This window comes from Parvularculales bacterium (assembly GCA_036881865.1).
Classification (GTDB): Bacteria; Pseudomonadota; Alphaproteobacteria; order JAPOUT01; family JBAJNM01; genus JBAJNM01.
On the sequence record JBAJNM010000059.1, the window covers coordinates 1 to 13562 of the forward strand.

Genomic DNA, 13562 nt, shown 5'->3' on the forward strand with positions numbered 1-13562 from the left:
CTACCGGCTGAGTTTCATCCGCCTGCAAATGTGATGGATGGAAAACCAGTAGAATACCCAGAAAACACGTTGCGGCCATGCGTAAACCGACATTCATTCTCTCGGAACAATATTGCGAATATTCGTGTTTTCTGTATGTAACCATTATACTCACTCCATTTCATATAATATGCAGCTCAAAAGATTAAAGGTAATGCAGACTCCCACATAGAATCATAATATTTTAATTTTGATTATTCATTATATATTTAATTATTATTGCTAACAATACATTTATTATTATTAATTTTCAATGATTTAGAAAGTGCGTATTATATTGAATTTAAAAGAAATAACTCAATCTTCCATAAATCAGTCCTGACCCGGAAAGGGATTCTTTTAAGTGCGTGGATGAGTCTACTATTTCCATCCAAGCCACATCGAAACCGATCCTGCCACCTCGATTACGGAAACCAACGCCGAACCCTGTCAAATCCCCGCCTTCAATACCGATACGGTTTTGCTCAAATACATTGCCATGATCAAGCACGGTATACAGTTCAGGAGTTCCGAAAGTTTTCGCATAGTGCTGATTTCGAGATTGCGGTAATTGAAATGCTATTTCATTACGCATCAGAATACCGCGATTACCAAAAACAACTGACTCCCTCAATCCACGAATCGTTGAGTATCCGCCATATGCGACCTGCTCTGAACCAAATAATTGATCCGGTGCATATTGCCCGTTCAATTGACCGTTATAAGTCCAGATATTTTCATTTTGAATGAAATATTTGAAATAACTTAGGGAGCCGGTCATGCTTCTGAATTGACCTTTCGGTGACCCGGCAGGTGCATCATTGTCATCATAAGCATCCAGAATATTAAGTCCCTGATGATATGCCGCCGATGTGATCAACTGCCCATCCCAGAATTGACGGGAATGAATGAGTTCCACCGTGGAAATCGAAAGGGCACGGCTTGATACATCAATAAGGCTACCCAGGATGAAATTCTCGGTATTTTTTCTGGTGAGTTTTCCTGTTAGTGATGTAATGGAGGTTTGGTCTCTATGGAGAACGCGGGAAATGCTAGTATTTATGGATTGAGAGTGACCCGATGTCTCAATATCTGAGAAATTACCGCGAATTTTGGAATTGTATTCACTCAGGCTGCCGTTAACGGAGAAAGTCCAGTAACCATAGGGAACAGATATATGTCCCGTGTAAGTGTCGCTTCGTGGATTATCATGAAAATAATATGGATTACGGGTCGTCGACCGCTGGTAGCTGAATCTCAGTTGATCGTTCAACTCAAAGAGATCATCTAGTTCCAGGTCAAGTTTTGACTGATATTTCCCAGTAGATGTGGAACCCAAATTATCGAAGCCTATGCCTACTTGCCAAGTTTTGGATTTGTTCCTTGATATCTTTAGAACGGAAGAACCTTGATTCTGACCAGCTTCGATTTCAATTGTCGCATCGTTAGAACGGAGACGGTTAAGTTGGTAAAGCCCTTGTTCTACGTCACGTAAGTTTACAGGCTTGCCAATGAGACCGGGAAAAGCAGTATTGATCTGATTTTTGTGTGTTGCTGAATCATCGTCCATCACAATTGAATCCAAGCGACCTTCAATAACGATGATCTCTAGAATACCGTCTGATAGATCCTGTTCGGTGAGTAAAGCGCGAGAGGCAATGTACCCCTGCTCAATGTATAAATATGTGATTATTTCAAGGATATTGTTTAGAGCAGAAACTCCGATACATTGACCTTCAAATTCTGCGACTGAATTATCAACAATGGTATTTGGCAACAACGTAACGCCAGTTACCAATATCGTATTAATGTGCAAACAAGCATCTTCAAATTGGGTAATATTTCGTTCTGGTGGTAAAAAATCATCACCATCAGGCGGTTGTTGATCTTTCCTGTATCGTTCTATTTGTCGTTGATTCTCGTCAGCCGCACGGTCACGTTCTAATTGTTCAGCCTGATTCACGGAATCTATTGTATTATGCGTCTGAGCTTTAACTATAATCCCTTGCATAGATAGACATGCAACCAAAAATATCAAAAACAATAATTTCAAATGTCCACTTTTAATACATTTAAGATGGGCGAATTTAAGAAGGGCATTCCAGTTTTGATACCCAGACAACAATATAATTTTTTCTATTTTACATAATCTACACATGACCATATTAACCCAATCATTTCAATAAAACTTCAGATTTTTATGGCCATTGATAGCATGTTATCATTTGAGTTTATTAATATTTTCTATGTCAAATATTATATAGTCAAATTATTATTATTCATTATTTTTTATTCTGCTTCTCAATTTTGGGGAGGTCTGTTTCCATATCTTTCGGGGGTTCGAAAAATGCAATAAATTCCAATACGTTGCTTATGCAGATGACATTCATCGTCATCACCGTCAAAGTAGAATACGGATGACAGGTCATCGAGGTGATGCGGCATCGTCAGGTGGTTTTGACCATTCTTGGTCATTGCATGCCCCTTTATGGTGAAAATGTGCGTGAGAGCTCATTGTTGTCAACCAATTTGACATTTTTCAGCACTCATCATGTATACTTCGACTGGACTAACAGGGGCTATAATTTCTGCTTGATAATGCATAATTCTTGTATGATCCGTTCCATATGAAGGTTTGATTTTAGCTTGCCTATTTTTTGGTTGAAGGATATGGGTGTTTTTCATCTTTCTCGCGTGCACGTTTCCATGCTGGGCGGGACTCGCAACGAGCGGCATAGGCGGCAATTGCAGGTTCCTGCTTAGGATCAATGCTCTCATATTTGATGGCAAATACCACCTGATTGCCAATCAGTATGTCTGCCGCACTGAAATTTTCTCCCAGCAGATACTCCTTTCCGGTTAGCCCTTCGCGCAGCGTGTCCAGAACACGGGTGAAGTCACCCCAGGCCGCCTGGCCCGGATTGAGGGGTTCTTTACGCGGGAAGAATTGATCCATTACGGCGGGCTCGAAACAACTCCCCCCGAAGAACAGCCAGCGCAGATATGTGGCACGCTCCATCGTTGCCCCGGGTGCAGGAGAGAGTTTCGATTGCGGGTAGGCGTCAGCGAGGTATGACAGGATAGCGCCTGTTTCAGATACCGTAACACCGCCATGTTGAAGAACAGGGACTTTCTTCATAGGGTTGAGAGCACTGAAATTTTCCTGAGTCTGATCACCATCATTCAGATTTATGATATGTAAATCATAGTCAATACCGAGTTCTTCAAGCATGCATAAAGACATCGAAGATCGTGTATGCGGGGCATGATGTAAAATTGGTTTTGGGTACTCCATTGGTCTCTCCTTGCCGATGATTGTTTTCATCTCAAACTATGGGGTGTTGAGGATATCCAGAAGCTTATCGAAACATTCACTCCAGCCACCATTGTGATTGTCGCGGGAATCTTCTGAACTTAGACCTTGTTGTGTGAAAGTCATTTTCGTCTTGCCATCTGATAACTCCTCCAAATCCACTGTGCACAGTGTCTCAAAGTTTGGTATGGCGCCGCCTATGTCACTCTTCCAGGCATGGGTAAAAACCAGTCTTTCAGGTTTTACTATCTCACGGTATTCGCCAGCATAGCGTATTTCATCACCAGCTGAATTGATCATGCAAGCTTCATATGATCCTCCGGCCTGGATCTTACCCTCATCTTCACCCACGTATAATCCATCAGGTGACATCCACTTCATCCTTAATTCATGGTCCGTCCAGGCTTTCCAGACCCGTTCACGCGGCGCATCAAAGACACGTTCAATAACAAGTATGAACTCATTTTCCTTGGCCTGATCCATTTTAGGCCTCGAAGATCATTTCAAAGCCCCCGAAAATGCAACGCTTTCCATCATAGGGCATTGGGTAAACGTCCGGCTGCATTCGCGGGTCTTCCATCATCTTCTTCATACCGGTGTCACGTGTTGCTTTGTCCGGCCAGGTGATCCAGGAGAAAACAACCGTTTCATCGTCCTGTTTTTTGACGGCCATTGGCAGTGATGTGAGTTTTCCGTCAGGTATATCATCGCCCCAGCATTCAACGGCACTCAATGCGCCGAATTCCTTCACTACATCTGCACCGATTTTTGCGTGTTCAAGGTATTGCTCTTTATTTGCAGTCGGTACAGCCGCCACAAATCCATCCACGTAAGTCATTTGATTTCCCCTTTCTTATGTTAATTGCCACTCATGGCAGTTTTGCTATTGGCCATTATCGGTGTCCTCAATCAATAGTGTGTCCAATGCGTCAAAACGTTCATTCCAGTATTGACGCATCATATTCAACCAGGCCCATACTTCATCGATTCCCTTCGTATTGATCGAATAAATGCGTTGCTGGGCCTGTTTTTCAACAGAGATTAAATCTGCTTCACGTAACACCTTCAGATGCTGTGATACGGCAGGAGCACTGATATCAAAGCCGTCATTGATGTCTTTCACCGACAGTTGACCCTTTCTGGCGAGCATCTCCAGAATGCTTCTGCGATTGGGGTCGGCTAATGTTGCAAATTTATCCATGCCTTCAATTTAGGCTATTATTTAATTAAGTCAATACTTAATTACATACTTAATTACGACTTAATTACGATGATCTGAATATCGGATTTAGCAACAAAAAAGACGCTGGTAATAGCAAAACCCTAGATCACCATCAGATAAACAAGACCTGAAAGGAAAGCTCTGGAGAATCCAAGGCCGATATAGATAGCAAAAACTTGTTTTTCCGACATTCAAGAGGTGTGAAAGAAATTCAGATGTTCTTGGAGCCTTGATAGATTACGATACGCTTTCAATACAAAATATACTGCTTTTATAGGGTCAATTATTGTGGGATAACCGCTGACATTCAACTCATGGCCTGCCAGAACCTAACAACGGTGGGCATAATTTAACCACCAGAATCTAGGAAGTTACCACCATGGCAAAACCGTCTATCACCTCGTCTACTGATCTCACATCATCAGCAATAAGTGCTGTAAAAGCAGTCGGTATTGTCATACTGACGCTGTTCCTTGTCTTTATAGGCCAGATATACCCATCGTTCGCCGCAGGGTTTCAAACCATAACATCTAGTGAATTAACAATAGGCGTCTGGTATCCTTCCGATGCACCTGAGCAAGATAGGCGCCTTGGGCCCTTTGACGTCAGGCTGGCTTTTGATGCAGTTCCAAAAACGGATGGTAAATATCAGATTATTTTAATGTCCCACGGCAATTCTGGGTATTTTCGTAATTACCATTTGACAGCCAAGGCTCTGGCCGATGCCGGATTTATCGTCATTGCTCCCATGCATGCCGCCGATGAATTGATGAAGGGTGATGATATCCCGAAGGTATTGGACTGGCGGGTACGGGAGCTTAAAGCCGCCTTTGACTCTGTTCTTGATATCAAAACGTTCAACCGTATTGCGGATATATCACGTATCCATGTCCTCGGACATTCTCTGGGTGCAGTTACCGCACTGAATGCAGCCGGGGCAGGATTCGATATTACATTACTCCATGAACATTGCGCACGGGAGAATGACCCGGCTTTCTGCGAAAGACGAGACAGAGGGCCCTCGCAACGCGGCACAATAACCCCAGATCTAAGTCTTGATATACCTTTGCGGCATTTTCCAGAGGCATTCATCAACGGGGGCGCTGCCGTGGTCGCGCCGGTTGGGCAGTTGGTGTTTTTCGAGGAAGACAGTTTTCTTGCCCGGAAAGTGTTCATTGTCGGCCTTGAGGGAGATAAAATAACTCTACCGCAGTTTCATGCCAAATATTTGGCAGATATTTTTCCGGAAAAATACATAGAACATTATAGCATACGCCCCGGGCACCACTTCGCCTTCGTCGCACCATTTGCCGACCGCGTGCCTGGTAAGGAAAGTATCCCCGTGGCCAAGGATCCGGCCGGCTTTGACCGAAAGGCATTTCTTGATGCAATCAATCAGGATTTGGTGGAGTTTTTCATTTCGCAGTCACAAACGCCATAGTGACATCCTGACATGCTTGTACAAAATGTAATATCAAGCCAGCAGGTAGAATCATGCTGAAGCGTATTGCAATTTCAGGAATCCTGCCATGGACACTGATTTTCTTTATTGGCCTGATTGGGGGACTTTCTTTTTCCTTAAGCAAAATCGCTGTTGAAGGGGGATTAGCGCCCCTTGGGATAGCCTTCTTCCAGGCAATAGTATCATCCGGACTACTTTATATTCTTTGCCTGTTGAGAAGGCGGCCCTTAAAAGAAATATTATACAATATCCGGCTGATTGTCGTGATTGCTCTACTCGGTTGGGTGATCCCTGCTCCCATATTCCATATCGCAGCTGGACATCTTCAGGCAGGTATTCTTGCCATAACGGCCGCATTCATTCCCATGATCACCTATGGTGCATCGATCCCCTTTGGATATGAAAGATTCAACTGGATTAGGATAATGGGGCTGATGATGGGTGTGGCTGCGATCCTGATGATTGTGCTACCAGAAAACAGCCTGCCCGATCGATCTGACATATTCTGGATACTTTTCGTTATGATTGCGATCCTGTGCTCCACAGCGGAAAACATCATCCTGGCGGCAAGGTCAGCTGTAGCATTGGGGCCGGTCCGGCTTTCGCTGGGAATGAATACTGCGGCAATATTGATAATCGGGCCCATCGTATACTGGTCAAATAGTTTTGTCTGGCCAAGCCTGAAGATGTCAGAAGTTGATATAGCTTTGGTCGGGCTCGGATTAGGGTCAGTAATAGCCTATACGATGTTTATCCACGCCGTGAGCCGTTACGGACCGGTTTTTGCCAGTCAGACAGGCTATATCGTAACCTTGGCAGGTGTATTCTGGGGGCTCGCGATCTTCGATGAGATTCATACGCTCTGGGTCTGGGGCGCATTGGTAACAATGATCATTGGCCTTGTGCTGGTCAAACCCCGGAAAATCGATCAATAAGCCATTGCTCATAATGCCTCCTTACTGTACAAGGCCGCCCTGCTTTTGATGACGGCCTGAAAAGGGATTATGGCATCAAGCATTTAAAGAATATGGCCTGCTGCTGCGGCCAAGAGGCAATGGATTGATCATTACCGATGCCAATCACCAGTCCAGAACCATAAAGGCGTCCACCCTTTCGCAGCAATTCAGCAAAAATTCACTTGAATTGCAGCTTGGCAAGATCGAGCCGTCGCGCCAGGATGATATCAAGGCAAAGCAGAGTTACGAAAAACGGCCGATCACCCGGCACCGAGATCAGATAAGGCTGTGGAAGATATACCGTGCCGGCATATCAGACATTGCCTCCAAGGTAGCATACCGTAACTGGCGTCAGTTTCTCCAGATGCACGCGCCCAATGATCCGCTGGCAAAAGCCATCATTGACGCCCGGAACCAATTCATACAGGGCACCACCCGCAGCCATCCCTCCGGCCTCGACCTGTAAGTCCAAAGCATCCGTTCCCGCTGACGATTCCAGCAGAAGACAGTATTCGGGGATCGCTAATCGAAACACCAAATCTGATTTTATGTTATCTGTTCGTTTCTGCTTCAATATGAAAGACCCTCATTATATCTAAATAGAACTGGGGCTAAATCGACTATTCTCAAAATTATGAGATCAGATCATTCATACTTTTTCAGTAAATATTAATCAAAGGTTCAATTCAAAATGGTGAATTAACCCTAATAAATTCAACGTCCGGGTAATTATCCCCAACCAACGGATCCCAAAAATCACCAAGAAATGCTTCAACACCATTTAAATCACTGTTGGCAACTCTTGCCCATGTTACTAGCAATTTATATTTAGCATATTTAGTGATTTCGGAGTCCGAGCGATGGGCACTAATCCTTTCTTTAATATTCCCTTGACCGACACGAACAACAGTATTGAGAGTGCTTTCAAAAAATATCACGTAGACACCATCATAATCTAAATTATTGAGTTTGAGGCGTTCAAAACTACACCATCTGTTGTTTTGACATTTGATCCAGTCTAATTCCATAGTTCCATTCATTACTGCCAATAGACATCAACTGTTCGACATAACCTACCTGTGAAGAATATTAGTTAGGTCAAACTTATGTGATTCAGATTAGACGATTTCGAAATCTGTAATATCAAGATTACCAATGAAATCCTGGAGAACCATTAGGATATCACCATCAGCATTGTAAATGACGGTATCAACTACTTTGTTATTATTTACAGAATCCTTAGATGCATTATGGTTAAACTGCTTCCAGTCGATACCTGCAACATTCTTGAGTTTTTCTAGCGTGCTTGTGTCCTTACTGTCATCTAAGTCTATTTTGATTTTATCCTCCGACCCGTCAAAATCACGGATTTCAATAATATTACCCGCGCTCGCATCTGGATTAAGAATAAAGAGATCATCTCCACCACCGCCACTTATCACGTCAAGACCACCACCACTAATCAGAGTATCATCGCCACTACCACCTAAGATTAGTTCACTCGCGTTACTACCGGTATGATTCTCACCGTTGTTACTTAAGGTAATTGGATTGCTTATAGTAGCGGTAGATTCTGAAACAAGGAGGACCCGATCTCCACTGAGATTTGTTGATTCCACTTCAACTCTGATAGTCTTACCAAGATCGTTGTTGGTAAGAATGTATTCTTGCCCTGTTCCGAGGGCCACAAAAGTACCATCGTCAGTAGAATGCTTCCAAGTATATTCGTTACCCTCCCCTTGAAGGTTTGTCGCGATTAGAGTCTGACCGACATAGGCAAGACCTGTTATATTAACCGATGTTGCATATCCGTAAACAACATATGTTGAACCACCTTCTGACTCTTGCAAATCTCCACTCCCATCACTTTTAGGCGGACGAGCGGTATACGCTCCAATCATGATATCGTCATAACCATCACCATTAACATCACCTGCCGATGATACAGATCTACCACTCTGATCGGCTGTGTTACCACCAGTCACACCATCAAGTCTGAACCCATTGCTGCCATCAAGACTTGAAAGGTCTATGCTCATTCCAAATCCACCAGCCTTGCCGAAAATAATATAACTTGAACCGCTATTGGTTTTACCATTGTGATCCGCACCGAACGCCCCAATGATAATATCAGCGTAGCCATCACCATTGAAATCCCCGGCAGTTGAAACGGAATATCCGCTGTAATCACCGGGATTTTCTCCAATAATTCTAAAGCCTAAATAGCCACCAGGATTTAATGCAGCATTTGTTATATTTCCAATATCAAATGCTTCAGTATTATTTCCATAATCCCTACCGAAGACCACATAACTACTTTTAGTATTACTACCTGCAATAATTCCCCCGATGACAATGTCAGCATTGCCATCGCCGTTCACATCACCAGCTGCAGCTACTGAAAAACCAGCTGGATGGCTTTGAAATAAAAATGAGTGATCAAAACTGAATCCCTCAATTTTGTATCCTTGTATATTATTATTATTCTTTATTCCATTATCAATATCTGACAGGTTGAATACATTTCGAGATTCAGTATTCCCCCTTCCATAAATGATATACACTTTTCCAGCATTCGTTCCGGTACCGGGTGATACAACGAGTATGTCATCGTTACCATCACCGTTAACGTCTCCAGCGTAAGACACAATAGATCCACTCATATCCGTGCTATCAGCTCCCTTAATCCGAAAACCATAGCTACCACCTGTTGAATTTTCAATGTCTTCAAGATCAAAATCTAAGCTGAAACTTTCAGTGCTCGGTCTGCCATAAACAACATAACTGTATCCGAAGTTTGTATCATTACTGCTAAGATCATCCTCCCCTGCAAATGGAGCCCCTATTATGAAATCACTTCTATTATCTCCGTTAAGATCACCAGCATACGAAACTGAATATCCGCTTTTTTCACCATTAGCCTCGCCATTAATCCGGAAACCCCACCCAACATTTTGATTAGTTGTAGGTGGTATTGTTGTTGGGGCCGCAGCAACAATAGCGTTGTCAATTTCGCTAACATTTAAACTAGTACTAGTATATTCGGATTGGCCAAGAATCATATAACTATAGCCGAAACCAGAATTTAAAGCGGCGGATCCTAAGAGAATATCATCTCGCTCGTCACTATTCACATCACCAACTGTGGCGAATACCCGAGATTCTACACCAGTTATTCTGAAGCCTTTGCCAGCTAAATCATTAAGATTAAAGTTTGTATTAATGCCATTGTCATTAGCTAATATAACATAGATCTCTCCGCGATTTGTTCCGATAAGGATGTCGTCATATCCATTATTGTCAATATCACCAGCAGATGAGAGATACATTCCACTACATTGCCCATTGTTACCATCAATACGGAATCCATTGATACCATCAGCAAAGAAGGAAAGACTTGTTGAGCTATTTTGAACAAAACTACTCATTGTTAGGCTGTTGTGATCATCTGGCGTTGTTCCATGCCCAATATTTTCAAGAGTCATCAGTTTGGTATCATCTTCTTCATGATCGTCAGCAGTAATCGTTCCATTTGTATCGAAAATAACCGCATTCCATGTATTGTCGTCTTGCTGCTCGTAACTAATACGAAGATCAAGTCCACTCATTAAAGATTCCAGCGTGTTATATTTTACGCCGAAAGTATTAATGTTAATCTTATCCAAAGTTACATCAAAATCAGTGACCCGATCGTTCTCACTAACGCCAGCAGTTCTAGGCCCCTGATATAATGTGAACCAATTCTCATTACCGCCACCGCTTAAAATGTCTGCACCGGGTCCACCATCAATCACATCATTGCCTGGTCCGCCATCTATCGTATCAGCATCGCCTCCGCCATATAACGTATCATCCCCGCCGGCACCGAAGAGCCAATCTTCACCATCACCTCCCCTGATGATATTATTGCTAACGGTTCCGTATATAACATCATCTCCTGTTCCGCCTTGGAATTCAGAAACAGTCGGTGATGTTCCCTGTCTTAATGATAAATTTACATCTTCATCTGGATAAATCGCCGTGTGAGCAGAACCAACCGTTATATTGGGCTGAATGGTAGCAGTTTTATCTGTTGCGCCATGTATAGTAATCACAATTGTATGCTCTATCTTGTCCGTTACAGATTCATCGACAGCCGTAGCCTGATCGTCTAGAGGTTTGTATTTAATGATGAAGGAATCTGTTCTTGATGTAACACCACCAAGATAACTTCCATCAGAATCGAAGTTATCATCAAGCTCATAAGACCAATTTCCATTATCGTCTATAATCAACTTACCATAATCAAGATCTTGTTCTATGTCTTGAGTACGACCGGTACGCGGTATCAGAGTTCCATCACCTTGAACCCCTGATTTCCTGACAAAAAGGTTTCCAGTTAAATCATTATCATTAAAAACACCAACAAATCCTTTGGAGTTCCGTAAAGGGTTATCTTCGTAAGCCTCGGCAGACCCATCACTACCTACGCCTGTTAAATTAATTGGGGATTTCACGTTTATATCAAATTTTTCAGAAACAACCGCACCATTTGTTCTTGTTTCACTAATGTTTAATGCAAAACTTTGGATGCCAGTGAATATATCATCGGGTGTCCATGTTAATACATCATTCGCATATGAATAATTGCCCACACCAATTCTTCCAGAGGAATCAATACCGGCCAGTTGGATAGTTGTTGTAGCTACACCTTCATTGTTGATTAGTGAAATCGAATTGTATGTCAAAGGCTGATTGTCGAACGGATCAATAGTCGTTAAATTGATCATAGCTGGATCTTGCTTTTGATAAATCACATATTCATCACCAATTACATCAATTCCATTGACTGAGATATCAATCAATTCAGTAGATTTACTTTTATCACCAGCCATAGCAGTAATGCTGATTTTATGATCATTGCTTCCTGTAAATGGATATGTTCCGTTCTTTATAACTATCTGGTTATTATCATTAACTTCATAAAACACGCTGTCCCTTCCTACGACATCATATGTGATCTTGTGATCATGAGGGCCTAATGCATCATTGAATGTTCCAACAACCCCATTGTTGTTACCAAGGTTTACTGTTCCCGGAATTGTGACATAAGTATCATCAAATATAATATCAGCAGGATATTGAGTAACCTCAACATTATGGTAAAAATACTTTTGTTTACTATTTAATAAATTGAATATTTCAACTTTTATTTGAAAATTATATTTATTTGACTCACGGTAATCCAAGTTACTCATGGAGAGGTTGAATTTTAGATCTTTCATAAAACCATCACCACCAAAAGAAGAAACTTCAGCAGTGGAAAAGTAATCTTTGGCATTAAATTTACTACCATTAAACCGTGATTCTACAAGACCTATACGCGCATCATCACCCTCATTGGAACTCTTTATTACTTCATCGTAATTAACAATATCGAAATTATATACTGAGTCAAACATATCAAGGTCGTTAGCCCATAACCTTGCGATAGGAACACCCCCTCCAATTGTAGTAAGTTCGTTAGCCTTGAATGCAAGTTTTTCTAACGTTACATGTCTGCCATCATCATCGGTAAATATCTCATCATTATCAGTTAACTTGTAAAATACGGGAGCTTCATCCCCATCTTCCAACTCAAAGTTCATCAAATTAGATGAGAATTCTTTCATCGGAGCAGCCGAAGCTCCTTCCGTCCCTGATGCCCCTGATGGAATAGCAGAACTTTTAACTACTGCGCTTACTTTGACTTTAAGGCTTTGGAAGCTTTCATAATCAAGTTCTGTATTTCTTTTGACCCATAATTCGGCAGTATTGCCATTCATTTCTCTATATTCTAATTGTTCAGGTAAATTGGTTAACTTCATTTCATGGAAGATCATTGAATCTTCTTCAATTGTAATTTCAGCTAACTTTAAACCATCCTTATAGTAACCTTCCTTAATGACACATCTGTCAGCAGTAACAGTATAGAAATTTTCATTGCCATCATCATCCGGTGTTACAGTGATTTCGTTTTCATCATCGGTAATGATGATTGTGGTTTTATATGTTTCACTAATTATTCTACCATTTTCAAAATAACGAACTCTTATGTTGATAATAATATTTTTAGGCTGTGATATATCATCATAATCAATTGGTGTCCCGATATAAAACAAATCAAATCCGCTAGATTCTGAATTTCTTGTGAGTATAAATCTGCTGTCAATGGAACCGACCGAAAAAAGTATCGGAGGATTTGTGCTTGAGGACTGACTGCTTGAGGACTGACTGGATGACTGCTCAGATTCTTGAATAAAGCAAAAAGTTGCAAGGTGAAAAAATTCACCCGGTCTAAGTGCATCTCTTCCTTGTTCTTCTTGAAAACGAAGGCTAATGGCACCGTTTTCTTGTCCAGAAGGATTTGTAACACTAATATCGCCTAGTGAATGTGTTCCAGTCACTGCTCCAAATTTCCAAGATTCCGTCATGACCATATCTCCATAATTAATGATTTTATAATAGTTTCCATAGTAAATATATATGAGTCAAGTTATAAATTAGTTATAAATTCGAGAAAAAATGACTTACTGTTGGGGTGTCTTAAATCGCATCAACGAAAAGACTTTC

General features: G+C 41.7%; 10 protein-coding genes. 3 read left to right on the forward strand and 7 right to left on the reverse strand.

Annotation, left to right across the window (positions count from 1 at the left end; all coding sequences use genetic code 11):
- Window positions 1-322: 322 nt before the first annotated feature.
- The 5 genes from V6Z81_09795 to V6Z81_09815 form a co-directional block, all read right to left on the reverse strand.
- Complete coding sequence (locus V6Z81_09795; GenBank protein MEG9862757.1) at window positions 323-2029, reverse strand: ShlB/FhaC/HecB family hemolysin secretion/activation protein; 1707 nt, start codon at window positions 2027-2029, stop codon at window positions 323-325.
- Between the two features lie 639 nt (window positions 2030-2668).
- Window positions 2669-3343: a glutathione S-transferase family protein gene (locus tag V6Z81_09800; GenBank protein ID MEG9862758.1), complete on the reverse strand. Its 675-nt coding sequence runs from the start codon at window positions 3341-3343 to the stop codon at window positions 2669-2671.
- Between the two features lie 6 nt (window positions 3344-3349).
- Window positions 3350-3814, reverse strand: a complete 465-nt coding sequence (locus V6Z81_09805; GenBank protein ID MEG9862759.1) for an SRPBCC domain-containing protein — start codon at window positions 3812-3814, stop codon at window positions 3350-3352.
- Between the two features lies 1 nt (window position 3815).
- Window positions 3816-4169, reverse strand: coding sequence for a DUF1428 domain-containing protein (locus tag V6Z81_09810; protein MEG9862760.1), 354 nt, complete (start codon window positions 4167-4169; stop codon window positions 3816-3818).
- A 45-nt stretch (window positions 4170-4214) separates the two neighbouring features.
- Window positions 4215-4532, reverse strand: coding sequence for a metalloregulator ArsR/SmtB family transcription factor (locus tag V6Z81_09815; GenBank protein MEG9862761.1), 318 nt, complete (start codon window positions 4530-4532; stop codon window positions 4215-4217).
- A gap of 400 nt (window positions 4533-4932) precedes the next feature.
- Between V6Z81_09815 and V6Z81_09820 the strand changes: the two genes are divergently transcribed.
- The 3 genes from V6Z81_09820 to V6Z81_09830 all read left to right on the forward strand — a co-directional run bounded on the left by V6Z81_09820 (window position 4933) and on the right by V6Z81_09830 (window position 7437).
- Window positions 4933-5994: a hypothetical protein gene (locus V6Z81_09820; protein MEG9862762.1), complete on the forward strand. Its 1062-nt coding sequence runs from the start codon at window positions 4933-4935 to the stop codon at window positions 5992-5994.
- A gap of 53 nt (window positions 5995-6047) precedes the next feature.
- Window positions 6048-6950 carry a DMT family transporter gene (locus V6Z81_09825; protein MEG9862763.1) on the forward strand — a complete coding sequence of 301 codons (903 nt, stop codon included), beginning with the start codon at window positions 6048-6050 and terminating at the stop codon, window positions 6948-6950.
- A gap of 124 nt (window positions 6951-7074) precedes the next feature.
- Window positions 7075-7437: a hypothetical protein gene (locus tag V6Z81_09830; GenBank protein ID MEG9862764.1), complete on the forward strand. Its 363-nt coding sequence runs from the start codon at window positions 7075-7077 to the stop codon at window positions 7435-7437.
- Window positions 7438-7657: 220 nt separating this feature from the next.
- Here V6Z81_09830 and V6Z81_09835 read toward each other — a convergent pair whose 3' ends face one another.
- Both V6Z81_09835 and V6Z81_09840 read right to left on the reverse strand, forming a co-directional pair.
- The gene (locus V6Z81_09835) at window positions 7658-7999 is read right to left on the reverse strand and encodes a hypothetical protein (protein MEG9862765.1); all 342 of its coding nucleotides are present in this window, start codon (window positions 7997-7999) and stop codon (window positions 7658-7660) included.
- A gap of 90 nt (window positions 8000-8089) precedes the next feature.
- Entirely contained in the window at window positions 8090-13423 is a 5334-nt protein-coding gene (locus V6Z81_09840; protein MEG9862766.1) for a VCBS domain-containing protein, read from the reverse strand.
- Window positions 13424-13562: the final 139 nt, after the last annotated feature.